We start from the raw sequence: 23,285 nt of genomic DNA on the forward strand, positions 1-23,285 counted from the left end.
TGCTTCCGTCTTTCGAAAGTGCCGGAGCTGGTCTAGAGTAATCTGGACACACTTTCCGTAACAGCTCCAGAGGCTTTCAGCATGGATAGCGACCTCTCTGACATCCCTTATCCGGGCCCGCGCCGGCCTGGCCTCTGGCCGGGGCTCTGGGGTCCGGCCGTCATTCTGGTCTGCGGCGTCATTCTGAGCCTCCTGACGGCCCGCCTCGCCTCAGACATGGCTCATCAGCTTGCCCACCAGCGTTATCAGGCCCTGCATCAATCCCTGGTCAGCCAGGTTGTCATCCATCTTGCCCGGCTATCGCAGGAAGACGAACAGCTTCAAGAGCTCCGGGCTTCCCTGGCAACCGGACTTCAGGATGGCATCAGTCTCAGGATCGATACCCTGGAACGCCACACCAAGAAACCACTGATACAGCTGGGCAGCTCACGCCATCCGGCCGGTAATGACGCCCTGAGAACCGAGTTGCAGACCAACGGCCGGCACTGGATGGTGACCACCTGGCCGGATACCCGGATGCTGGTGTCGCCGGCCCGGCGTGTGGGGTGGCTCGTTGGCGCCAGTGGCGGGGTGATTACCGCCGTGGCAACGCTGCTCGCCCTCGCCCTATGCCGGCAGGCTGCACGGAAAGACGACAACGGTCATCGGTTGGCCAGGCTGAACAGGATCGCTGACCAACGGATCACCAACTTGCAGGTCGAGAAGAACGTGCTGCGCCAGGCACTGAATGACAGCGAATCCCGCAGTCGGGACCTGGTCGCGCTGTCGGGAGCCATTGTCAGCGAACTGGATGAACAGGGGCAGATAGGATTCGTATCGGCACAGGTAGCGGATGTGCTGGGACTGGCGCCGTCAGACCTTGTCAACCGGCCGTTCAGCGAACTGGTCGCCGAGCCCGACCGTGCACGCTTCGACCAGTGCCTGGCCGCAGCCCGGCAAGAGGCCACCCTGGCCAGGGTAGATGTGAATCTGTTGCACCGCAGCGCCGAGCGGACGGTCCCGGCGGTGGTGCGGGTGATGGTACTGAAGGACCCGATCCACGGAGTCACAGGCTTCAGACTGAGCGCACTCAAGATTGCCAATGGCTACAATGGCTGAACCTGATCCAGCAGGCGCCCGCTCTCCACAAGTTCGAGGAACTCGTCCCCCAGCCGGTCACTCTCGGCAATGGATGCGCGCCAGGATCGTTCACGGCCTGAGTCGTCGCCAAGGTACTTCTCGAAGTCTTTCCGGTCTGGCAGTTTGCGGTCCGGCAGGCTGTCCAGATACGCCCGGGACGGGGAGACCAGCAGCACATCCTGTAATCGGGTGGCATCGCCCCGGCGCCACGGCAAGGTCTTGTCAAACCAACCCGGCACTACCTTATCGGTAAAGTGCGGGTACAGGATGATGCCCGGTTGCTCGTAGGGCAGATCCAGGTGGTAGTCCAGCAGCCCGCCATCCCGGTAGACGCCATCCGGGGCTCCGGGAATATTCCGAACACCGGACATAACCAGCGGAATCGAAGCGGAGGCCAGTAGCGCAGGCAGCAGATTGTCTGCGGACAGCGCCACTTCATGGCTGGGAAAATCCACCAGTTTGGACACCGGCGTCCTGATACGGGCATCATGCACGATACCCCGCTCCATGAATCGGCCAAGGTGGCGACGACTGACCATGTTGGCGCTGATTGCACTCATCAGGCCCAGACCCAGGCGGCCCCTGGCGTCGTGTTCCAGCAAGCCCAGGCTGCGCACAACCACCACATTAAGCCGGTACCAGGGGTGGTTGAGGATGAACTCCTCCCGACCGCCCAGCAACTCTTCCAGAAACAGAACGCTTTTTCGAGATACCTCGGCGGCACTGACCCCCTTGGCAAAACGCTGGCTGGTATAGAGTTCCGCCAGCCTGGCCAGTTGGCCTTTCGGATCGTTGGATGAGGCAATCGCCGCGAACCGCCAGCTGCCGATGGACGAGCCGATCAGCACCCGCTCTTGCGGTGCCCGGGGCAACCAGTCACCGAAGATGGCCTTGTCCAGACCGCTGATTCCCAGGGCTTTCGGGCCACCGGCGGCGCCGGGTATCACGTGGACGTCCGCCGGTGTTAACGGCTTGTCCCTCAGGCGCTGAAGGGCCCGTCGCCCAGCCCGGATGGTCAGCGCCGGTGTTCGGATCTGGATTGCGGTCATCACGTGTTCCTGCTTACGGTTCTGGTCAAAGTCCCGGGAGTTTATCGAAACCTGCAGTGGCCAGCCAATAACTCCGTGCTAGACTTGAGCCATCAGTGTTTCAGGGAAGTATGCCAGCCATGAGCTGCAGGAGTAGGCTGTGAACCTTTTTGCCTCGCCGGATACCATGGCGACCAATCCAACCCTTGCAGTATTGGGTTTCAAACGTCAGCTGGTGTACCACCTGCATATCTGGGCCTTTATCGCCGTGGCACCTCTGGTGATGGTGCAATGGCAACACGGTAACTTTCTGCTGTCTGCCCTTTTGATTCTGTTCTGTGTCAACGCAGCCCTGGTAATCCTGTTCCTGCGGTTGCGCAGTGTCTATTTCCTGAAAGGGCGCCTGTTTCCGATTCTGGCCGTGGTCTGCGCGGCCTACTCGACATCCATTAACGGTCACGCCGGTCTTTACTGGGCCTATCCGGCGGCTATCGCACTGTTTTTCCTGTTACCGCTGAAAGAAGCCATTGTCTGCAACATCATTTTTGTCAGCGTCATGGCCGTGGTGTCATTCCTTCAGTTTCCCGAAGCCGATTTCTGGCGGATCACCTTCTCCCTGGGGCTGAGTTGCCTGTTTGCCATGATCTTCGCCTGGCTGGTGGGCCGGCTCCAACAGGAGCTGACCCGGCTGGCCACGACTGACCCGCTCACCGGCTGCCTGAACCGGTCTCAGCTGGCCGACATTCTGAACAGCCAGATTCAGCTGCGGGAGCGCTATGAGAGGGTGTCCAGCCTGGTGCTGATTGATCTGGATTATTTCAAGACCATTAATGACCGCTGGGGGCACCTGGCCGGTGACCGGGTGCTTAAGGAAATGACCATCCGGCTGCGTAAGCGACTTCGGGAAAGTGATCAGCTGTTCCGCATTGGCGGCGAAGAGTTCATGGTGGTGTTGCCGGAAACCCGCCAGAAAGATGCCGACACCCTGGCCCATCAGTTACTGACCAGCATCAGTGCCAGGCCGTTCCTGGATGACATAAAGCTGACCGCCAGTGCCAGCGTGGCGGAAGTGTGCCGCGGCGAGACCTGGTCGGTTTGGCTGAACCGTGCGGATCAGGCGCTGTACGACGCCAAGGCAAAGGGCCGCAATCAGGTGGTCAATGCGGCCCGGCCTTCCAATGAATCAGCCCACGCTGCGGGGCCGTCGACCCCGGCCGGCGATACCAGCGCTGTAGTTTGAACAAGGTCAGGACTCAAGCCCGGTGCGGAAATCCCGGTAAGCACTGAATACATCCCAGGGCGATTCAAAGTGCGGGTAGTGGCCGATATTCCTCAGGCTGATGACGTCCGGGTTCCGGATCAATTCCCGGTAGCGCCGCACCGTGGCCGCGCCCGAGACCGGGTCCGCAGCGCCGGAGATCAGGCGCATTGGCTGCCGGGCGTTCTGCAAGGCCCCCACCCAGCGATTACGATGGCAACGACGTTCTTCCATAAACTGAATCAGTTCATGCAGAATTCCACGGCCATTGTTGTATGTAAGAAGATGCCAGAAATCTTCCAGATCCTGCTGGGCCGGAGGATTCCGGTCACCAAACAGCCGGCGGAAATTCCGTTCGAAGCTACCCCGGGTAAGCCCACGGCTGATCAGCCCACCCAGGGGACTCTTCAGGACTTTCTGGATAAACAGCGGGCTGTGCACCTCAGGGAACAGGCCTCCGTTGAGTAAACACACGCTGTTGATTGCGAAGGGCAATGATCCTTCCTGGTCTCTGGCCAGCAGTTCCTGTGCCACCGAAGAGCCATAATCGTGGGCGAACAGGTGCACCGAATCCAGTCCCAGGCCTTCGATCCAGCCCTGGATCAGATCCGCCTGGTCCTCAATGCTGTAAACATAGTTGCGGGGCTTGTCGGAAAACCCGAAGCCTAGCATATCGACAGCCAGCAGTTGGTGGCCAGACGCCAGCATCGGCCATAACCGGCTCCAGTCCCAGCTGGCGGTCGGAAACCCGTGCAGAAGCACCAGCGGCGAGCCTTTTCCAGCCATGCGACTGAAGATGGCATGGCCATCGTAGCTGAACCATTTACCGGCCTGCTGCCACGCCTCGAGGGTATAGGTATCCTGGCGGCTTTCTGCCCTGATTTGTGAACCGGGTATCACCTGCTCCATTTGTTCGTCCCGATCTACCTGAGGAACCTCCACTTTAGTCCAAAGCCGTACTGGCTGCCAGATCACTAAACGCTGCCCGTGAACTGGTCCATAATGGGCAAACCGGCGTAAACCGTGGAGATGGCCTGAAAATTCCCTTAAGCTTGCGCCCTTTATCAGACACAAACCGGAAACGATTATGACCTTACCTCTGGACGACCTTGCTGGTCATTACCGCGCCATCATTGAAGGCCTCGGCGAAAATGCCGACCGCGAAGGTCTTCAGGACACTCCGATGCGGGCCGCCAAGGCCATGCAGTTCCTGACCCGGGGTTACCAGCAGGATCTTGCTGACCTGGTCAACAATGCTGTGTTTGAATCCGCCATGGATGAAATGGTGGTGGTCCAGGACATCGAGCTGTACAGCATGTGTGAACACCATATGCTGCCGTTCATCGGCAAATGCCACATCGCCTATCTGCCCCAGGGCAGGGTACTGGGCCTGTCCAAGTTTGCTCGCATTGTGGATATGTATGCCCGCCGCCTGCAGATTCAGGAGAACCTGACCCGCCAGATCGCGGAAGCGGTGGAAAGCGTTACCAATGCCAAAGGTGTCGCCGTGGTTATCGAGGCCCAGCACATGTGCATGATGATGCGGGGCGTGGAGAAACAGAACTCCCGGATGAAAACCTCGATGATGCTGGGACAGTTCCGGAAATCACAGGCCACACGCACCGAATTTCTTACCCTGATTGGCAACAATCGCTGAACCAGACGCCGAAAACGGAGGCATCATGACAACCATGACTGGTGATCACCTGGCCACGGTCAGGATCAAGAACCTTCTGCTCCGTGCCTACATTAGCATCAAGGAAGAAGAGATCAACAACCAGCAGGATGTGGTGATCAACGTCACCCTTCGCTACGATGCCTCCGCCGCCATTGACCGGAACGAAATCTCCGCTGCCCTGAATTACCGCACCATCACCAAGCAAATCATCGGGCATGTGGACGGCAACAGTTTTGCTCTACTGGAACGGCTGACCCACGAAGTTCTCGAAATTGTGATGGAACATCAGGCCGTGCAGTGGGCACAGGTAGAAATCGACAAGCCGCACGCGTTACGCTATGCGGAATCGGTCTCTGTCTGCCTTGAGGCCCATCGTTAATTCTTCGAGGTCTGCCCCGATGCCCAGCAATGCCCCTGACCAGATCCGGGATATTCTCGAATCTGTGCGTACCATTGCGTTGGTTGGTGCCAGCGAGAAACCCAACCGCCCCTCCCACGAAGTGATGGAATACCTGCAGCGCCAGGGCTACCGTGTGATCCCGGTAAATCCGCGCCTGGCCGGCCAGCAAGTGCTCGGTGAGACAGTGTATGCTGACCTGGCATCACTCCCGGAACCCGTAGACATGGCTGAGCTGTTCCTGGCCCCGGAACGCACCGATGCTGTGATCGACCAGGCTATTAAACAGAAGATTCCGGTACTCTGGCTGCAGATTGGCGTGATTAATGAGTCCGGTGCTGCCCGCGCCGAAGCCGCCGGGCTGAGGGTGGTCATGGACCGCTGTCCGAAACAGGAGATCCCGAAGCTTGGTATTGGGCCCATCGTCGAACAGGCCTGATTCCGTGTACCTGCAATCACCGCTGCTCCAACCCGCTTCCGGCGTACCAGACCCATTGGGGCATGGCCAAACAGGATAACTATGGCTCATAATCAAGCGCGATTGGCCGTTAAACCTGTTCAGCCTGTCTTTTAACGATCTGGAGTACACTGTGGCAAAACCCGAAACCGGTACCAGCCTTGTTGTCCGATGGCTTATGAGCCCGGTGTTTGTGCTGGTCATCTTTCTGGTTTTTCTCGCCATTGCCGCCGGCCTTCGGGAAGGGCTTATCCAGCAGGATAACCGACAGATCGAAGCCAACCTCCGTAATGAAGCCCGTGCGTTGACTGATAACCTGGAGCGGGAGTTTCTGGTGCACGTTCAGGCCATCGGGCGCATGGCCTATCGGCTTTATGTCGAGCCCGAGATGCCGGAATCGCAATGGCGCGTGGACGCACGCAACTACCTGGAAGATTTTGGGGTATACCAGGCCATCGAGTGGATTGATTCCAACTACATCATCCGATGGCTGGAACCGCTGGCTGGCAATCAGGACGTGGTGGGTTATAACGTGGCGTTCAACGACCAGCGCCGCGAAGCACTGGATAAAGCAGCAGCCACCGGTGATTATGATCTGTCCGGTATCATCGATCTTCGCCAGGGCGGCAAGGGCATGGTGATTTATTACCCCGTGGGCGCCGGAGACGCCAATAACGGCTACATGGCCGGTGTGTTCAGGATGGAAGTTCTCACCGAGCAGTTACTGACCCGCCGGGTACTGGAACACTTTCAGATTGAAATCCAGGATTCAGGAGAACCTGCCTACGTTCTTAACTCAGACACAGAGATTGCCCGGAGCTTCAGCTTCACCCTGCCCGTGCAGTTCCCCACTCTGGATTGGACCCTGACGTTACGCCCCAATCAATCCTGGGTAGACAGCCAGCGCAGTTCCTGGCCGATGCTCACCTTCGCAAGCCTTGTGTTTATGGGCCTGCTGACCAGCCTGACCACCCTGCTCGTCCAGCTGATCCTCAAGCGCAATCAGGCGCTTTTGAAAACCCGCCGGGAGCTGGAACGTGAGATTGACCAGCGTATCGCCATGCAGGTTGACCTCGAGCGACTGGAATCCACCGATACCCTCACTGGCCTGGCCAATCGCCGGTTTTTCATGGAGGACCTGGCCCACACTCTTAACATCGCCGACCGGCAAATGCGCCAGGTGGGGCTGGTCATGATTGACCTGGACCGGTTCCAGATGCTCAACGATTCCCTCGGCCATCAGTTTGGCGACGAACTGCTGATCAAGGTCTCTGAGCGGCTGAACAGCCTGAGCAATGAGCGGATTCTGGTGGCCTACTCAGGCGGCGACGAGTTCATGATCTGCCAGCAACACGTGGACGACATTGACGATGTGATTCACCTGCTTGGCCAGATCAAGCAGTGCTTTGCCGAACCGTTCGAGGTTCAGTGTGATGCCCACAGCATTACCGCCACCATGGGTGTCGCCGTGTATCCCCAGAGCGGACTGGACGCCGACACCCTGCTCCGGAATGCCGATATTGCCCTTTACCGTGCCAAGGAGCAGGGCCGCAATACTTACCAGTTCTACACCGAAGGCATGCAGGACCGTGAGGTGATGCGCCTGGAGCTGGACAAGGATCTGAGCCAGGCCCTGGCCAACGACGAGTTTGTGCTGTTTTATCAACCCCAGCTGAACCTGCAAACCGGTGAGATCAACAGTGTGGAAGCCCTGATCCGCTGGCAGCACCCCCGCCGAGGGCTTTTGGCACCCATCGAGTTCATCCCCCTGGCGGAAGAAAGCGGTCGGATTACCGAGATTGGCCGCTGGGTGGTGCTTGCCGCCTGTCGCCAGCTCGCCAATTGGCGCGGCACGGCTTGCGAGCAACTCAGGATCGCAGTGAATCTTTCGGGCCGGGAGCTGGATGATGAATCATTGGTGGAACATGTACGGGATGCCCTGCTATCGGAAGAAGTGGACCCGAGCATGCTGGAAGTGGAGCTGACGGAAGAGATCTTCATCCAGAACATTGAACACAACCTGAATCAGTTGTCGCGTCTGCATCAGCTGGGGGTTCACCTGGCCATTGATGATTTCGGCGTGGGCTATTCGTCTCTCGGCTATTTGCGGGATTTCCCGGTAGATCTGCTGAAAATTGACCGGTCGTTTATCACCGATGTGACCGAGCGCCATGACGACGCGGTCATCACTCGGGCCGTGATCAATCTTGCCCACAACCTCGGCATTCAGGTGGTGGCCGAGGGCGTGGAAACCGAGGAGCAACTGAATTTCCTGAAAGCGCACCGTTGCAATCTGGCCCAGGGTTATCTGATCAGCCGGCCGATTCCAGCGGAAGACCTGGAGACAGCGTTGGCGGAAGGCATCCTGTTTACCGGTCAATCGATCAATTCGGGTTTGTAATGGCGGTTTCTGATCCCCAAACTTCTCTGTAACTTTTTCTTTGAGTGATGTTTATGTCTGCCAGATATCTGACTCCGGAGCAGGATGCCAGGCTGCGCCGCTGGGAGCGCTGGAACCGGAATTATTTCATGTTTGCGTTTGTGGCGCTGACGGTGGTGTTGGTGTTCAGTAGTCAGTTGGGGATTTCCAGTGGTGATGAGTGGGGGTCTCTGGGGGTGCTGCTGGCTTTGCTGGTGGTGCCGATTATTGTGTTGCAGTTGCGGCTGCAGTGTCCCGCCTGTGGGGTGAAGATTGGCTGGCAGGCTAAGCTGATGGCGCCTGATCAGTGCAAGTCTTGTGGTGTGTTTCTTCGCTCTAAGAATTCTTCTTCCTGATATCCTGCCTGAAAACCTTTGACCTGTGAGTTGGTCACAGGTTTTAGTCTATTGTCTGGGTTGTGGAGTCCGCCGTGCCGATGCGGGATAGGGCTTCCGAAAACCGCTGCAAGTACGTCCGTGTACGCTTGCTCTCCGCCATCCATGGCTACGAGCATTTTCGGAAGCCCTATCCCGCACCGTCACTTCGTTAAGCTGGTGCGTGGATTCCTGTCATCCAACAATCACTCTGTGATGGGCAGCACCTATGAAAGTCAAAGAGATCGCCACCGCCGCCGGGGTGAACCCCGATACCGTCCGGTTCTACACCCGGGAGGGTCTGTTACAACCCACCCGCAACCCGGACAACAACTACCAGCAGTACGATGCCGAAGACCTGCGCCGGTTGCGGTTTGCCCGGAAGGCGCGGCAGTTGGGGTTTTCGTTGCCGGAGATTCGGCAGATTCTGGCCCGGGCGGATGATCAGCATTCGCCGTGCCCGATGGTTCGGGACGTGTTTCAGCAGCGGTTAGTGGTGGTTGAACGGGAAATTGCGGAGTTGCAGCAATTGCGCAAGCGGATGATTTCGGCGCTGGCTGCCTGGCAGGAGATGCCGGACGGAACGCCGGATGGGCATACCATTTGTCGGTTGATTGAGCACTGGGACGATCCCTCTGCTGAGTCATGTTGCGAGGAGTCAACATCATGAGTGATACAACTAAGTTGAAGCCGGCGCTGTCGATTTCGGGAGCTTCGTGCCAGGGCTGTGCGAAGAAGATTCGTGCGGCGCTGGAGCCGTTGACCGGCAGTACCGAGCTGGTTGGGGTGGATATCGAGGCGCAAACGGTGGCGTTGCCTGACGGGGTGGATCTGGCCGAGGCGGCGCGGGTGGTAACCGAGGCAGGATATCCGGCGGAGCCTGCGGCGAATTCAGAGCCTGCGCCTTGTTGCGCTTCGAAAACAGCCACTTCGCACAACCGCGCATCCGGCGCTGACCAAGGGCCCGCCGAGGCGGCCGCTGAACCTGGTCAGGCAACCGAATCAGCGAAAGATGATCAAATTACGCTCTCGGTTTCCGGGGCAACCTGCGCATCGTGCGTTGCCAGTATCGAGAAGGCGCTGTTGTCGGTGCCCGGGGTAACCCATGCCCATATGAATCTGGCGGACAACACGGCGACCGCCAATGGCACAGGGGAGCCGGATGCGTTGATCAAGGCTGTGGAAAGTGCAGGTTACGGCGCAAGCGTAATTGAGGATGCCGACGCCGCCGATGATCGCCGGCAAGCGGAGGATAAAAAGCAGTACAAAGTGCTGCTGGTGAAGATGGCCATCAGTCTGGGCCTCGGCTTGGTGTTGATGGTCTGGGGTATGGGTTTCGACACCATGATGGTGACGGAGGCCAATCAGCTTACCTGGATCAATTTCGGCGTTCTGACCCTGGGTGTGATGATCGCTACCGGTGGGCATTTCTTCACCGGGGCCTGGAAGGCCTTCAAACACCATAACGCCAACATGGACACCTTGATTGCCCTGGGTACCGGTACCGCCTGGCTGTATTCCATGGTGGTGTCGAGCGTGCCGGAGCTGCTGCCGGAGATGGCGCGGCATGTGTATTTTGAAGCTTCCGCCATGATCATCGGCCTGATCAATCTGGGTCAGGCCTTGGAGTTACGGGCCAAGGGCAAAACCTCTGAGGCGGTGCGGCGGTTGCTGGACCTGCGGGCCAAGACCGCCCGGGTGATTCGCAACGGCGAGGAGCAGGACCTTCCCGTTGAGCAGGTTCGCAAAGGCGACCACATCCGTGTTCGACCCGGTGAAAAACTGCCGGTGGATGGTGTCATTATCGAAGGCAGCACCCGCATCGACGAAAGCATGCTGACTGGCGAACCCATGCCGGTGAGCAAGGCGAAGGATGATGAGGTGTCAGCCGGTACCCTGAACACCCATGGTTCGATCATTTACGAAGCTACCCGGGTCGGCAGCGAGACGGCGCTGGCGCAGATCATCAAGCTGGTGAAAAAAGCCCAGGGCTCGAAACCGGCCATTGGCCGGCTGGCCGACAAGATTTCCTCGGTGTTCGTGCCCACGGTCATGCTGGTTGCCATCGGCGCGGCACTGGTCTGGTACAACGTGGGGCCGGAGCCGGCGGTGGTTCATATGATGATAGCGGCCACCACGGTTCTGATCATTGCCTGCCCCTGTGCTTTGGGCCTGGCCACGCCGATGTCGGTGATGGTGGGCGTCGGCAAGGCTGCCGAGTATGGCGCGCTGATTCGCCAAGGGGATGCGTTGCAGACCGCCGGCAAGATCGATCTGGTGATTCTGGACAAGACCGGCACCATCACCGAAGGCCACCCGGCCGTCACGCGGATGACCGCCGTTGATGATAACGATACCACCCTGTTGGCACTGGCAGCCGGGCTGGAGCGCCACTCCGAACACCCTCTGGCAGAGGCCATATTGAACCGGGCCAACGAAAATGACGTAGAGCCTGAAACAGTGACGGACTTTGAAGCGCTCAACGGTATGGGCGTGCAAGGCCAGTTCGATGGCCAGGCGGTCCGTCTGGGCAACCGGCGCTGGCTGGAGGCCGAAGGCATCGACGTGACAAATCTGGACTCGGCCGCCAACACCATTACCGAGGAGGCCGGCACGCCGTTGTTTCTGGCACTGGGCGCCAAGGTGCTGGGCGTTATCGGGGTGGCCGATGCCATCAAGCCGGATTCCGAAGCCGCCATCCGCCGCCTGCATGACGCAGGCATCAAGGTGATGATGGTCACCGGGGACGTTGATGCCACCGCCAAGGCCATCGCCGCCAAAACCGGTATTGATAACTACCGGGCCGAAGTACTGCCCGAGAACAAGGCCGAAGTGGTCAGCGAAATGCGCGGCAAAGGCTACACCGTGGCCATGGTAGGCGATGGCATCAATGACGCCCCGGCACTGGCGGCCGCAGATGTCGGTTTTGCCATTGGCACCGGCACCGATGTCGCCATTGAAAGCGCAGCCATAACCCTGATGCGCGGCTCCCTGCACGGCGTGCCGGATGCCATCGAGATTTCCCGGGCAACCGTCACCAACATCAAACAGAACCTGTTCGGAGCGTTTGTATACAACACAATGGGTATTCCCGTGGCCGCCGGCCTGCTCTACCCTGTGTGGGGCATCCTGATGAGTCCGATTCTGGCGGGTGCCGCCATGTCGTTGTCGTCGGTGACGGTGGTATCCAATGCCAACCGGCTGCGCCTGTTCAAAAGCAGCCACACCCCGGCAAGGCAAGAGGAGCGGAACTGATGGAGACTATTCTGGTCAACGCAGCAGGGCTGGCCCTGATGGCCGCCGTGGTTTGGTGGTTCTGGTTATCCGGCAACAAATCCGGGCAGAACCAATAATCCTGTTTACACACGCATTACCGAGGTAACCGCCATGAAAAAACACACCTTAGCCCTTGGCCTGGTGGCCGCCCTGGGGTTCAGCACCACGGCCGTCGCCGGCGGAGCCGCCCAAAGCATTCACGTGTATAAATCGCCCACCTGCGGTTGCTGTGGCGACTGGATCGACCACCTGGAAGAAAACGGGTTCGACGTCACCGCCACCGACACCGATGACATGGGCAAGATCAAGGCCGACGCCGGCCTGATTCCAGGCCTGGGCAGCTGCCACACCGCCTTTGTGGGTGACTATGTGGTGGAAGGCCATGTGCCGGCGGATGATATCAAACGCCTATTGAGCGAGGCCCCGAAAGCCACCGGCATCAGTGTTCCGGGTATGCCCATAGGCTCGCCCGGCATGGAGATGGGTGATCGCAAGGACCACTACAAGGTCATCCTGTTTAACAAGGAAGGTCAGACCCGGGTGTTTGCCGAGCACAACTGACCGTTTTGCGCTCAGGCCAGGATATCCGTGCACAGCCAGCCCGGCTGTGCACCCGTGAGGCTAGCGGGTCTGTCTGTTTTTTCTACACTGTCGTTCCGGGCTGTTCTATTATGGATGTCAGTGTTGGAAACAAAACAAATACTCGCAGGGATTCAGCTTGAGCCTTAAAACCCGCCTACTCGGCCTCGCATCGTTACTGATCATTCTCGCGGCGTCTGCCTCCTGGCTGGCCTACCGGGAGTTGTCAGAAGACATCATCGAACGCTGGGGCAAGCAGGTTACTGAAATTCAGGTGCGTTACGACAGCGCCCGACTGTTGCAGTCCCTGGAACGGGCCAAGCGGGGAGGGCGTAACCGGGTTCGCATCCACGCTGCTCCCGGCGAGGAGACACACCCGGCCTGACAGATCTGACTCCCACCTGCATAACCGTTATACTCCGCTGCATCATCCATTTTACAGCCAGGTCTTTTCTCCATGCTCAATGCCGACGCTCTCAATCAGTTGCGCCAGCTGAAAACCGATATCAAGCAGAACAAGGTGGTCTTCCCGGGCACGGTCAAACCTACCAACGGGCGCTTCGGCTTTGTGGCCCTGGATGAGGGGCGGGATGTGTTCCTGCCACCGGAAGAAATGCAGAAAGTGCTGCCCGGAGATCGGGTGAACGTCACCGAGCAGGAAGTGGAAAAAGGCAAAACCCAGGGCGTGGTGGACGAGCTTCTGGAATCGCACCTGACCACCTTTGTTGGCCGCTACCTGATCAAGGGCAAGGGCCACTTTGTGGCACCGGAAACCCCGGGCATCAACCGCTGGATCTTCATTCCACCGAAAGAGCGCATGGGTGCCGAGCCCGACGACTTTATCTACTGCCAGATCCATCGCCACCCGTTCAAGGATGGAAAAGGCCAGGCAAAAGTCCTGCGAGTCATTGGCAAGGCAGGCCAACCGGGCATCGAACGGGCGTTCACCCTGGCCAATTTCGACCTCGCCGATGCCTGGCCGGACGAGGTTCAGAAACAAGCCGATGCCCTGAGCGAAGAATCCGTCGCGACCCATACCGACGGCAGGGAAGACCGTACCGAGCAACCCTATGTGACCATCGACAGCCCAGGCACCCAGGACATGGACGATGCCCTGATGGCCACGCCCAACGCCACTGGCTGGACGCTGTCCATTGCCATTGCCGACCCGACGGCGATGATCGAACCGGGCAGCCCGGCTGAGGAAGAAGCCTTCAACCGGGCCACCGCTATCTATTTCCCGGGCGAGCCGCTGCCCATGCTGCCTGACAGCATCAGCACACGGTTGTGCTCGCTCATGCCGGATGTGCCCAGGCTGGCTCTGGTGTGTGACCTGCAGGTGAATAACGACGGCAGCCTGGGCGATTACAGCTTCCGGCAGGCGACAATCCGCTCCAAGGGCAAGCTGAGCTACGAACTGGTCTCCCACCTGATCGAAGGCCGGGAAGACGACGAGATCAAGGCTTTACCAGACGAGGTCGCCAACAGCCTGGACCAGCTGCATCAGGCCGCCACCGCCCTGCGTAAATGGCGCGCCGAACACGCGCTGCTGAGCCAGGACCGGCCGGAATTCCGCCTGCGCCTGGACGAGAATAAGCGTATCCGGGTGATTGAACCCTCGGTGCAGAACGAAGCCCACCGGCTGGTGGAGGAATGCATGGTGGCCGCAAACCGCTGTGCCGCAGACTTCCTGACCCAGCAGGGCAAAGGCCTGTTTATCCAGCACCCGGGCCTGCGGGACGACCGCGCCGACAACATCCGGAAATTGCTCGAAAGCCATGCGCCACACCTGGCCGAGCACGACGCCAGCACCGCCGAAGGCTTCAAGGCGCTGATGAAACACAGCGATCAGCCACAGGCCGAGGTACCGGTGAAAGCCATCCTGTCCCGCCAGCTGGCCCGGGCGGAGCTGGGCTTTGATGCCGCGCCCCATCAGGGCATGGGGCTGGACGCCTACACCACCTTCACCTCACCGCTGCGCAAATTCTCGGACTTTTACGTGCACCGGTTGATCAAAGCGGCGCTCTGGAACACCCCGATCAAACCCCTGAACAGCCAGCAACTGGAAGCCCTGCAAGCCACCCAGTTCCGCGCCCGCCAGGCCGCCAACACTCTGGAAACCTGGCTCAAGGCCGACTACGCCAAGACCCTGCCGGAAGACCCCATGGAAGGCACCATCAGCCGCACCATGCCCTCCGGTTTCTTCGTGCGCCTGGACAGCAACGGGCTGGAAGGCTTTGTCAGCTGCAAGGACCTGGAGGGCAAGTACGGCTTTGATCCGGTCACCCTGCGCCTGGTGCACAACAAGAATGGCCGTATCTTCCAGCTGGAGCAGCGGGTTACCGTCAGCTTCGCCGGGGTGGACGACGAGCGCCGGCAGATCAACTTCAAGCTGCTTGAGGCTGAAGAGATTGTCCGTGGTGATGGCACCGACAACGGTTGAAAAACCGAAAATTCAGGCGCACCGTACTCCTTAGGAAACAGCCTTTGACGGGAGGTGCACCATGACCATCAGCCCCCAGGAATTTCTGAAGAAATACGGCTTCGACAAAGAAGAGGAAGAGCGTGATCACAGTCTGCGTGAAAACGCGCTGGATCACGCCAAACACCTGAAGCGTCCCCATGCCGGGACGCCTCACGATTGGGAAGAATGGGAGCGCTACAAGCGCGAACATCCGGATGAGGTGGAAGACGAAGACGAGTCCTGACCCGTTTCGTTCACTTGCCCGCAGTCAGCGCCTGAGTCAGGCGCTGATCCTTGCTTTGCCATAACTCTCCCAACCATTCCTTCACATTCCGACGATGTTCGGCATCGCTGGAATAGTCTCGACCTTTCAAGTGCTCCGGAATCAGCTGGGTGTTGATATCCAGCTGGACCTCCGGCACACGGCCACACATGAAATCCCAGAAAGTGGGTGCACCGTTGGGGTAGGCAATGGTCACGTCCACCAGGGTGTCGATGGAATCGCCCATGGCATCCAGTACAAAGGCCACGCCACCGGCTTTCGGCAGCAACAGGTTCTGGTAGGGGGATTTCTGCTTGTCGTGTTTGGCTTTGGTAAAGCGGGTGCCTTCGACAAAGTTCATCACACTCACCGGGGTGTAGCGGAATTTTTCGCAGGCCTTGCGGGTGGCTTTCAGGTCTTCACCGCGTTTTTCCGGGTGCTTGATCAGGTATTCCCGGGTGTAGCGTTTCATAAACGGGAAATCCAGTCCCCACCAGGCCAGACCAATCACTGGCACCCAGATCAGCTGCTGTTTCAGGAAAAATTTGAGAAACGGCGCCCGACGGTTGAATACCCGCTGCATGGCAAAGATATCCACCCAGCTCTGGTGGTTGCTAAGCACCAGGTACCAGCTTTCCCGTTTCAGGTTGTCTGCACCGGTCACCTGCCAGCGGGTGCTGTGGGTCAGTTTCATCCAGCCCGTATTGCAAGCCACCCAGGACTCCGAGATCCAGATGATGACCTTGGTGCACAGCACCCGGAACCCCTTGTGCGGGATGATCAGTTTCAGCACCGCCGGAATATAGAGCAGCAGGCACCAGAACAGGGTGTTGAGGCCCAGCAGAATGGAGTTGAGCACGCCAATGATCGGGGCAGGCAAGAAACTGAGCATGGGGATCCTGTTTTCATTGTAGTTACGGGAAGGCCGTTATCATAACAATGAGATACAGGATTGGGCAGTGGCCTGAAGTGACCATTATGCCGGCCAGATGTGACGGTTTTGCCATGGTACCCGAGCAACCGCCCGCCTATCCTGTCGGGAACAGTGACTGAAGCACCAACGGAAACACACATGCTTAACCCCGTGAAAGCTGCCCTCAACCTGACCTCTGACCTGGCTCGCCAGGGCACCCTCTATGCCGGTAACGCCTTTGACCGGGTGTTTCGCGCCGCCAGCCTGGTACAGGCAGGCCAGACCCCGTTTAAAACCCTCTATTCGGACGGATTGGTCAGCCTGCGTTACTACTCGCCACTGAAAGAGGATTTCATTGAGCTGGACGATCTGGTGATTCCGGTGGAGCGGACAACCCATCGCACACCGATTGTGATCATCCCGCCCCTGGCGGTGAACATGCTGATCTACGATCTGTTCCCCCAGCGCAGCCTGGTGCGGTTTCTGCGGGCGAAGGGATTCGAGGTGTATCTGATTGACTGGGGCATTCCCAAGCGGGAGCACACCCATTACAACATGCATACCTATGTGGCGGAATTGCTGCCGGCCTATCTGAACCGGGTGCGGGAGCACAGCGGCGAGCAGGAACTGTCGCTGCACGGCTGGAGTATGGGCGGCATGTTCACGCTGTTTTACTCTGCCCTGAGCAAGGACCAGCACATTCGCAACGCCATCGTGCTGGGCCTGCCGATCGACAGCCATGCCTCCGGTGCCATCGGCTGGATGTACCAGCGCATTGCGGATGTTGCCGGGGTGGTGCGCAAACGCACGGGGTTTCAGTTGCACAGTATGAAGCCACACTGGTTTCACACCCCGGGCTGGGCCAATACCATCGGTTTCAAGCTGACCAATCCGATTGGCAGTGTGATGGGCTACTGGGAGCTGATTGTGCGCCTGGGTGACCGGGAGTTTGTCACCAATCACGCCACCACGTCGGCGTTTCTGGACCGGATGGTGGCTTATCCTGGCGGGGTGATTCAGGATACGGTGGTGCGGGTGTGGATTGATAATCAGCTGGCCAAGGGGCAAATCCAGATCGGTGAGGATTTTGCGCGGCTGGAGAATGTGAATGCCAACTTACTGGCGATTGCCGGCCAGGAAGACACTCTGGCCACGCCGGGGGCGGCGAAGCGGGTGATGGATCATGTCAGCTCTACTGACAAAACCTTTCGGGTGGCGCCGGGCGGGCATATGGGGATTCTTGCGGGGAGCAAGGCGCCCAAGGCCTCTTGGCTGGAGCTGGCGGAGTGGCTGGCGGCTCGGTCTGACTGACTTTTTATCGGAGTATGTCGGCAGGGGTTGGGGAGGGTGCCAAAACGGAAAACGTGGTTTTCCTGATGGTTTTGGCACCCCCTCCCCAACCCCTGCCTTCGCTGACTGTTTGATATGCCTATTGAAAGCTGCTTTCAGGTACTGAGAGCCTTGAGACTCTCGGGAAGTTGAGAAAGACTTTGTATTACCGCAGTTGGCTCTATGCCCCAGTCTTCGAAAACCCGGTTTTCATCCCGCTTTACCCAAATCGCTGACAACCCGGCCGCTCTGGCACCGATCACGTCCCAGGCGTTGCTGGACACCAGGCACAGGGGGCTGTCCCAGGCGCCGGTCGCGCGGCGGGCGTAGGTGTAGACGGCGGGGTCTGGTTTGAAGCTTTTGATGTCGTCCACCGACACCAGGCCATCGAACTGCTCCAGCAGGTTGTTGTGACCGAGCACCTTTTCCAGTGCCGGGTAGCTGCCGTTGGAGAAGGCGAACAGGGGGTATTGGCCCTTCAATGACTGCAGGGCCGGTAAGGCATCCTCAAACGCGGGGAGGGACAAGTAGGCGGCCATGAGTTGGTCTTCCCGCGCCCTGGTCAGCTCCAGCTGATGAACTGCCATGGCATAGCGCAGGGCCTGGCGGGTGCATACGCCAAAATCTTCGTAGACTCGCATCAGGCCCTTCCGGAACGAAAACTCCAGCTGTTTCTCCCGCCAGAGCCCGGCAACCACCGCTGCCTGCTCGCCCGCATCCTGCTCAAGCAGTCGGGGCATGCCCATCGGGTCTACCAAGGTTCCGTATACATCAAACGCCAGGGTGGTTTTCATGTTTGCTCCTGTTCCGGGGAGTGCGCCTCAATATTGAACGATTACTCAATTTAGCCCAACCGGACTTTAGTGGCAAAACCGATCAACCAGGCCCGGCTTCCAGATGACTTGGCTCTTGCGCTCGCCTAAACTGCCAACCATGAAGCCTGTTGATATGTTGAACCTGGACCTGAGATCCCTCGCCACCTTCGTTGCCGTATTGGACGAGGGCGGGGTGTCGCGTGCGGCCGTTCGGTTGGGGGTGACCCAATCGGCGGTAAGCCATACCCTGGAGCGTTTGCGCCAGGCCTTCGGCGATCCCCTGTTTGTGAAATCCGGACGGGGCATTGTGCCGACCGACTATGCCCTGCGCACCGGGCCGCACATCCGTCAGCTACTGGACGACCTGCGCACCCTGCCCTCGGGGCCACCGTTTGAGCCGGCCACGGCGGAGTTTACGTTTACCATTGCGGCCAACGACTACCAGCGGGATCTGTTGCTACCAGGGTTGGTGAAGACACTCAGGGAACAGGCGCCGGGTATTCACCTGCAGGTGATTCCCTCCGGCATTCCCAATGCCGATCTTCTGCGCAAAGAGGCCTGCGATCTGGTGATCAGCCCGTTTGCGCCGGAGACGACGGACATCATGCAGCGGGGCTTGATGGCGGACCGGATGGTGGTGTTTTACGACCAGAACCAACGTGACGCGCCGGCTGACCTGAAGGATTACATGAACGCCGACCATATCACCGTGCTGTTCGCCACCGGCGAAAAGCCCGGGCTGGATAGCACTATGGAAGCAAGAGGTCTGAAACGGCGCAGCATGGTGACGGTCTCCAACTTCTCCGGCCTGCCGGAGTTTCTGCGCGGCACTGACCTTTTGGCCTCCGCACCCGAACGAATGAGCAATCAACTGATGCGGGACTTCGCCTACGTGCCTTTACCCTTTGAATACAACCCCTTCACTCTGCTCATGCTCTGGCACCGACGCCACCAGACAGACCCCGCCCACCGCTGGGTTCGCAATCAGGTGAACTCGGTGGCGGCCACCATGAACGGCTTGCACGATTAATCAATCAATATTGTTCATGTATTGCATGAAAGGTTAAGCCGTTATTTTTCTGGGCCGGCCGTCCTAGACTCCCCCTCCATATGTTCGCTGGTGAGAGTGGGGTAGTGCCTCCCAAAACTGTGCGGAGCCAGGGATGGCGGAGCCCAAGCGTCACATGGATGTGCCGCAAGGAGCGTGTTTTGGGAGGCACTACCCCACTCTCACCCAACTCCGGGGTCAGGAATAACCGTGCTCGCACTCACCAGCATCTGGACCACCATTTTACTCGCCGCCGCGGTCGCCCTCGGGCCGATGGCCATTGATATGTACCTGCCTGCGCTGCCGCAGATTGGGGCTGACTTTAACGCCGGCACCGATCAGGTTCAGTTCACGCTGAGTGTTTATCTTATTGGTTTTGCCCTTGCTCAGCTTGTGTGTGGGCCCTTGGCCGATCGCTTTGGCCGAAAGCCTGTGATGATCGGCGGCATGCTGCTGTTTACCCTTGCAAGCATCGGCTGCGCCCTGGCCAGTAACATTGAAACCCTGCAACTGTTCCGGTTCCTGCAAGCACTCGGCGGTTCCGCAGGACCAGTCCTCGGCAGAGCCGTGGTGCGGGACGTTTATACGCCCCGGGAAGCGGCAAAAATTCTCGCCCTGCTTGCCGGCATGATGGCCCTAGCACCGGCAGTGGCGCCCACGCTCGGCGGGTTTATCGTAGCCACCATGGACTGGCACTGGATCTTCATCGTCATGGCGGGCTACGCCTTGATCATGGTTGCCGTCATCGCCTTCGGCATCCCCGAACCCCTGCGCCTGGAACACCGGCAACCGTTCAGATTTTGCCAGCTCATGAGCAACTACCGCCGCATCAGCACCGACATGACCTTCATCGGCTACACCCTCACCAGCGCCGCCATCTACGGAGGCCTGTTCGCCTTCCTGTCCGGATCCGCCTTCGTACTGATCGACGTCCTGGGCGTTGCACCGGAACACTTCGGCCTGTACACCGCCATCACCGCCGGCGGCTACCTGCTCGGCAACATGGCCTCCATCCGCCTCGCCGGGCGCTACCTCCCAGACCAAATCCTACTCTACGGCCTGGCCACCACCCTCACCGCCGGCGCCACCATGACATTGCTTGCCTACCACAACATCTACAGCCCCTGGGCCGTGGTGCTACCGCAAGCCCTGTTCATGGCCGGCACCGGCATGGTCCTGCCCCAAACCATGGCCGGCGCCTTAGCCAACCACCCCAACATGGCCGGCTCGGCATCCGCCCTCCTCGGCTTCATCCAAATGACCGCCGCTGCCGCTGCCGGAGCCCTGGTAGGCATCCTCCACGACGGCACGCCACTGGTCATGGCCACGATTATTGCTATCTGCGCAGGGCTCGGCCTGATTGGTTACCTGTTTCTAGTGCAGCGATACCCTGCACCGGGATTTGAGGCGCAGGGAGCTGGTTCAAACTGATACCGTCTTTTGGACAAGGTAATCCCGTAACTTCAATTTGGTGAAAACCAGCAGAAGAGCCGAGGGTTCGGGTAGGGGACTGCTTTCCAAAACCTTGCGGAGCCATGGATGGCGGAGCAGAGCGTACATGGATGTATTCACAGCGTGTTTTGGAAAGCAGTCCCCTACCCGGACCTGCACCGGTGTTAAAGCATTGGTTTACGTGCAGAAGGATGAAAAGTCATCCAAAGTAGACTACACAGAGTAGATTGCAGAGATCCAAAACCACAAGACAAGGAGCACACCATGAGCAACGTCACCCTGGACGGCAACCCCATCGACGTCAGTGGCAAATTCCCCCAGCCCGGCGAAAACGCCGCCCCATTCACCCTGACCAACAGCGGCCTCGAAGAAGTAAAACTCGACAGCTGGCCCGGCAAACGCAAAATTCTCAACATCATCCCCAGCATCGACACCGGCGTATGCGCCGCCAGCACCCGCAAATTCAACGAAAAAGCCGGCAGCCTCGACAACACCGTCGTCCTCGTCGTCTCCGCCGACCTCCCCTTCGCCGCCGCCCGCTTCTGCGGAGCCGAAGGCCTGAACAACGTTGAAACCCTCTCCACCTTCCGCAACTACAGCTTCCAACAAGACTACGGCGTCGCCATCCAGGACGGCCCGCTGGCCGGCCTGTGCGCCCGTGCGGTTGTGGTCCTCGACGAGAACAACAAAGTCCTGCACAGCGAACTGGTCAACGAAATCAAAAACGAGCCGGATTACGAAGCAGCGCTGAAGGTTCTGTAAAACATCCCCAACCGGGTGGTCAGAGCATTTACGCAGCGTTGATATTGTTTTGGACTACCCGTTCCGAGCTTGGGCTGAGTGTGCGGGCAGGTCTTTCTCAAACCTTGCGGAGCCATGGATGGCGGAGCAGAGCGTACAGGGACGTATTCACAGCGTGTTTGAGAAAGACCTGCCCGCACACTTAGCACGCACCAAAAGCCAGACCTGTTAGAATCCACGCCCAGAATCCAAAACCCAAGGCACCGACCCCCAAGTGCAGAACCAACCGAAAAGCCCAAGCCTGGCCCGCCAGCTCTACCAAATGACCTGGCCCATGCTGTTCGGCGTGCTCTCCCTGATGACCTTCCAGCTCACCGACAGCGCCTTCGTCGGCCAGCTTGGCCGCGACCCCCTCGCCGCCCTGGGCTTCACCGTACCCATGCAACAACTGGTCAGCGGCATGTACGTGGGCCTCGGCATCGCCACCACCGCCATCATCTCCAGAACCCTGGGCCAGGGCGACAACCTCCGCGCCCAACGCCTTGGCGGCCTCGTTGTCACCATCGGCGCCAGCCTCGCGCTCATTCTGTGCCTTTCAGTCTGGCTATTACAAACCGGGATACTCAACTTCCTCGGCGCCGAAGACCAACTCCGGCCCGCCATTCGGGAATACTGGGTGCCGTGGCTTATGTCTGCCTGGCTTGGCGCCTTGCTCTACTTTGGCTACGCCGTCTGCCGTGCCAACGGCGACACCAAGTTACCCGGCTACATGATGATCGCCACCAGCCTGCTCAACATCGCCCTGGACCCACTGTATATCTTTGTCTTCGGCTGGGGCCTGCCCGGGGCCGCCTGGGCCACCATCACCGCCTTCGGGATCGGTGCCCTGGTGGTTTTCCCGGCATTGGTAAAGCGCCAATGGCTGCGCTTTGACCTGCTGCAACTGCAACTGTCCAAAGCAATCCGACAACTTGGCGGTATCATGGCACCGGCCATGGTCAGCCAGCTGATGCCGCCCCTTTCCGCCATGCTGGCCACCTCGCTGGTGGCCGGTTTTGGCTCCGCCGCCGTCGCCGCCTGGGGGCTGGGTACCCGGCTCGAGTTTTTCTCCATCGTGGTCGTATTGGCACTGACCATGTCCATGCCGCCAATGATCGGGCGCATGCTGGGAGCCGGCGAACTGGACAACATTCGCAAACTGGTGCGCATTGCCGTGCGCTTTGTGGTGGTCTGGCAACTGTTGCTGGGGCTGGTGTGGCTGGTGGCCTCCGGGCTGGTCGCCACCCTGTTCAGCCGTGATGGTGATGTCCAGGACATCCTGCTGAGCTACCTGCTGCGGGTGCCCCTGAGTTATAGCGGCTTGGGGGTCTGTATGCTGATGGTCTCGATCAACAATGCCCTGGGATTACCCATGCGGGCACTGCTGATCTCAACCCTGCGGCTATTCGCCTGTTACCTGCCAATGCTTTGGCTGGGCGCTCAGGTGTCCGGGCTCACCGGATTGATGACCGGGGCCCTGATCGGCAACCTGGCAGCCGGACTGTTGGCATACAGTCTGTACCGCCAAGGAATGACCCGTTTGCGACAAAAGTACCCGGCCACTTGACGGTTAACAATGAATTAATGTGCTAGTCTTCGGTAATCTGTTTTAGCTATCACGCCCGAGCCTGATCGCT

22 protein-coding genes are annotated in these 23,285 nt (G+C 59.1%); 18 read left to right on the forward strand and 4 right to left on the reverse strand.

Annotated features, from left to right (window positions below):
- Positions 1-81 precede the first annotated feature (81 nt).
- The gene (locus tag RVM24_RS15730) at positions 82-1,098 is read left to right on the forward strand and encodes a PAS domain-containing protein (RefSeq protein WP_431474339.1); all 1,017 of its coding nucleotides are present in this window, start codon (positions 82-84) and stop codon (positions 1,096-1,098) included.
- Here RVM24_RS15730 and RVM24_RS15735 read toward each other — a convergent pair.
- Entirely contained in the window at positions 1,086-2,168 is a 1,083-nt protein-coding gene (locus tag RVM24_RS15735; protein WP_058090791.1) for a patatin-like phospholipase family protein, read from the reverse strand. The two genes, RVM24_RS15730 and RVM24_RS15735, sit on opposite strands and share 13 nt — an antisense overlap.
- 139 nt (positions 2,169-2,307) lie before the next feature.
- Here RVM24_RS15735 and RVM24_RS15740 point away from each other — a divergent pair, with 139 nt between their 5' ends.
- Positions 2,308-3,387, forward strand: a complete 1,080-nt coding sequence (locus RVM24_RS15740) for a GGDEF domain-containing protein (RefSeq protein ID WP_227510153.1) — start codon at positions 2,308-2,310, stop codon at positions 3,385-3,387.
- A 6-nt stretch (positions 3,388-3,393) separates the two neighbouring features.
- Here the strand turns inward: RVM24_RS15740 and RVM24_RS15745 are convergent, their stop codons facing one another.
- On the reverse strand, positions 3,394-4,314 hold the full coding sequence (locus tag RVM24_RS15745; RefSeq protein ID WP_230715096.1) for an alpha/beta fold hydrolase: 921 nt from the start codon (positions 4,312-4,314) through the stop codon (positions 3,394-3,396).
- Between the two features lie 178 nt (positions 4,315-4,492).
- Between RVM24_RS15745 and folE the strand changes: the two genes are divergently transcribed.
- From folE to RVM24_RS15800, 11 genes are all read left to right on the forward strand, one after another.
- Entirely contained in the window at positions 4,493-5,062 is a 570-nt protein-coding gene (gene folE, locus RVM24_RS15750; protein ID WP_058090792.1) for a GTP cyclohydrolase I FolE, read from the forward strand.
- A 25-nt stretch (positions 5,063-5,087) separates the two neighbouring features.
- Entirely contained in the window at positions 5,088-5,462 is a 375-nt protein-coding gene (folX, locus tag RVM24_RS15755) for a dihydroneopterin triphosphate 2'-epimerase (RefSeq protein WP_230715094.1), read from the forward strand.
- 19 nt (positions 5,463-5,481) lie between these two features.
- Entirely contained in the window at positions 5,482-5,919 is a 438-nt protein-coding gene (locus tag RVM24_RS15760) for a CoA-binding protein (RefSeq protein WP_072675971.1), read from the forward strand.
- A 151-nt stretch (positions 5,920-6,070) separates the two neighbouring features.
- Positions 6,071-8,338, forward strand: coding sequence for a bifunctional diguanylate cyclase/phosphodiesterase (locus tag RVM24_RS15765; protein ID WP_431474340.1), 2,268 nt, complete (start codon positions 6,071-6,073; stop codon positions 8,336-8,338).
- A 53-nt stretch (positions 8,339-8,391) separates the two neighbouring features.
- Positions 8,392-8,712: a hypothetical protein gene (locus RVM24_RS15770; protein WP_106696083.1), complete on the forward strand. Its 321-nt coding sequence runs from the start codon at positions 8,392-8,394 to the stop codon at positions 8,710-8,712.
- Positions 8,713-8,959: 247 nt separating this feature from the next.
- On the forward strand, positions 8,960-9,400 hold the full coding sequence (locus RVM24_RS15775) for a MerR family transcriptional regulator (protein WP_431474341.1): 441 nt from the start codon (positions 8,960-8,962) through the stop codon (positions 9,398-9,400).
- Positions 9,397-11,985, forward strand: coding sequence for a heavy metal translocating P-type ATPase (locus tag RVM24_RS15780; protein ID WP_431474342.1), 2,589 nt, complete (start codon positions 9,397-9,399; stop codon positions 11,983-11,985). The genes RVM24_RS15775 and RVM24_RS15780 overlap by 4 nt, the downstream gene beginning before the upstream one ends.
- A 132-nt stretch (positions 11,986-12,117) precedes the next feature.
- The gene (locus RVM24_RS15785; RefSeq protein ID WP_058090796.1) at positions 12,118-12,567 is read left to right on the forward strand and encodes a DUF411 domain-containing protein; all 450 of its coding nucleotides are present in this window, start codon (positions 12,118-12,120) and stop codon (positions 12,565-12,567) included.
- A 157-nt stretch (positions 12,568-12,724) separates the two neighbouring features.
- A complete protein-coding gene (locus tag RVM24_RS15790) occupies positions 12,725-12,970 on the forward strand; it encodes a hypothetical protein (protein WP_431474343.1) in 246 nt (81 codons plus the stop codon).
- A 72-nt stretch (positions 12,971-13,042) separates the two neighbouring features.
- Positions 13,043-15,028 carry a ribonuclease R family protein gene (locus RVM24_RS15795; protein ID WP_431474344.1) on the forward strand — a complete coding sequence of 662 codons (1,986 nt, stop codon included), beginning with the start codon at positions 13,043-13,045 and terminating at the stop codon, positions 15,026-15,028.
- Positions 15,029-15,089: 61 nt separating this feature from the next.
- On the forward strand, positions 15,090-15,293 hold the full coding sequence (locus RVM24_RS15800; RefSeq protein ID WP_061331983.1) for a hypothetical protein: 204 nt from the start codon (positions 15,090-15,092) through the stop codon (positions 15,291-15,293).
- Positions 15,294-15,303: 10 nt separating this feature from the next.
- Here RVM24_RS15800 and RVM24_RS15805 read toward each other — a convergent pair whose 3' ends face one another.
- A complete protein-coding gene (locus RVM24_RS15805) occupies positions 15,304-16,203 on the reverse strand; it encodes an acyltransferase (RefSeq protein WP_431474345.1) in 900 nt (299 codons plus the stop codon).
- A 180-nt stretch (positions 16,204-16,383) separates the two neighbouring features.
- Between RVM24_RS15805 and RVM24_RS15810 the strand changes: the two genes are divergently transcribed.
- Positions 16,384-17,535 carry an alpha/beta fold hydrolase gene (locus RVM24_RS15810; RefSeq protein WP_431474346.1) on the forward strand — a complete coding sequence of 384 codons (1,152 nt, stop codon included), beginning with the start codon at positions 16,384-16,386 and terminating at the stop codon, positions 17,533-17,535.
- A gap of 134 nt (positions 17,536-17,669) precedes the next feature.
- On the opposite strand, the gene RVM24_RS15815 is transcribed toward RVM24_RS15810, so the two are convergent.
- Positions 17,670-18,347 (reverse strand): haloacid dehalogenase type II, encoded by a 678-nt coding sequence (locus RVM24_RS15815; protein ID WP_431474347.1) that lies wholly within the window; start codon positions 18,345-18,347, stop codon positions 17,670-17,672.
- A 139-nt stretch (positions 18,348-18,486) separates the two neighbouring features.
- Between RVM24_RS15815 and RVM24_RS15820 the strand changes: the two genes are divergently transcribed.
- The 4 genes from RVM24_RS15820 to RVM24_RS15835 all read left to right on the forward strand — a co-directional run bounded on the left by RVM24_RS15820 (position 18,487) and on the right by RVM24_RS15835 (position 23,215).
- Positions 18,487-19,398 carry a LysR family transcriptional regulator gene (locus tag RVM24_RS15820; protein WP_138436064.1) on the forward strand — a complete coding sequence of 304 codons (912 nt, stop codon included), beginning with the start codon at positions 18,487-18,489 and terminating at the stop codon, positions 19,396-19,398.
- A 228-nt stretch (positions 19,399-19,626) separates the two neighbouring features.
- Positions 19,627-20,847 (forward strand): multidrug effflux MFS transporter, encoded by a 1,221-nt coding sequence (locus tag RVM24_RS15825; protein ID WP_431474348.1) that lies wholly within the window; start codon positions 19,627-19,629, stop codon positions 20,845-20,847.
- A 285-nt stretch (positions 20,848-21,132) separates the two neighbouring features.
- Positions 21,133-21,630 (forward strand): thiol peroxidase, encoded by a 498-nt coding sequence (gene tpx / locus RVM24_RS15830; RefSeq protein ID WP_138436066.1) that lies wholly within the window; start codon positions 21,133-21,135, stop codon positions 21,628-21,630.
- Between the two features lie 301 nt (positions 21,631-21,931).
- Positions 21,932-23,215 carry an MATE family efflux transporter gene (locus RVM24_RS15835; protein ID WP_431475411.1) on the forward strand — a complete coding sequence of 428 codons (1,284 nt, stop codon included), beginning with the start codon at positions 21,932-21,934 and terminating at the stop codon, positions 23,213-23,215.
- The last annotated feature ends 70 nt before the right edge of the window (positions 23,216-23,285 follow it).

The organism is Marinobacter sp. KM021 (assembly GCF_050707965.1).
Taxonomy (GTDB): domain Bacteria; phylum Pseudomonadota; class Gammaproteobacteria; order Pseudomonadales; family Oleiphilaceae; genus Marinobacter; species Marinobacter shengliensis.

Bases quoted from the DNA above. Each gene is read 5' to 3' on its own strand.
- RVM24_RS15735 (WP_058090791.1), bottom strand. From the start codon at position 2,168: ATGACCGCAATCCAGATCCGAACACCGGCGCTGACCATCCGGGCTGGG.
- RVM24_RS15745 (WP_230715096.1), bottom strand. From the start codon at position 4,314: ATGGAGCAGGTGATACCCGGTTCACAAATCAGGGCAGAAAGCCGCCAG.
- RVM24_RS15795 (WP_431474344.1), top strand. From the start codon at position 13,043: ATGCTCAATGCCGACGCTCTCAATCAGTTGCGCCAGCTGAAAACCGAT.
- RVM24_RS15775 (WP_431474341.1), top strand. From the start codon at position 8,960: ATGAAAGTCAAAGAGATCGCCACCGCCGCCGGGGTGAACCCCGATACC.
- folE (WP_058090792.1), top strand. From the start codon at position 4,493: ATGACCTTACCTCTGGACGACCTTGCTGGTCATTACCGCGCCATCATT.
- folX (WP_230715094.1), top strand. From the start codon at position 5,088: ATGACAACCATGACTGGTGATCACCTGGCCACGGTCAGGATCAAGAAC.
- RVM24_RS15760 (WP_072675971.1), top strand. From the start codon at position 5,482: ATGCCCAGCAATGCCCCTGACCAGATCCGGGATATTCTCGAATCTGTG.
- RVM24_RS15800 (WP_061331983.1), top strand. From the start codon at position 15,090: ATGACCATCAGCCCCCAGGAATTTCTGAAGAAATACGGCTTCGACAAA.
- RVM24_RS15780 (WP_431474342.1), top strand. From the start codon at position 9,397: ATGAGTGATACAACTAAGTTGAAGCCGGCGCTGTCGATTTCGGGAGCT.
- RVM24_RS15815 (WP_431474347.1), bottom strand. From the start codon at position 18,347: ATGAAAACCACCCTGGCGTTTGATGTATACGGAACCTTGGTAGACCCG.
- RVM24_RS15785 (WP_058090796.1), top strand. From the start codon at position 12,118: ATGAAAAAACACACCTTAGCCCTTGGCCTGGTGGCCGCCCTGGGGTTC.
- RVM24_RS15810 (WP_431474346.1), top strand. From the start codon at position 16,384: ATGCTTAACCCCGTGAAAGCTGCCCTCAACCTGACCTCTGACCTGGCT.
- RVM24_RS15835 (WP_431475411.1), top strand. From the start codon at position 21,932: ATGACCTGGCCCATGCTGTTCGGCGTGCTCTCCCTGATGACCTTCCAG.
- RVM24_RS15820 (WP_138436064.1), top strand. From the start codon at position 18,487: ATGAAGCCTGTTGATATGTTGAACCTGGACCTGAGATCCCTCGCCACC.
- RVM24_RS15730 (WP_431474339.1), top strand. From the start codon at position 82: ATGGATAGCGACCTCTCTGACATCCCTTATCCGGGCCCGCGCCGGCCT.
- tpx (WP_138436066.1), top strand. From the start codon at position 21,133: ATGAGCAACGTCACCCTGGACGGCAACCCCATCGACGTCAGTGGCAAA.
- RVM24_RS15770 (WP_106696083.1), top strand. From the start codon at position 8,392: ATGTCTGCCAGATATCTGACTCCGGAGCAGGATGCCAGGCTGCGCCGC.
- RVM24_RS15805 (WP_431474345.1), bottom strand. From the start codon at position 16,203: ATGCTCAGTTTCTTGCCTGCCCCGATCATTGGCGTGCTCAACTCCATT.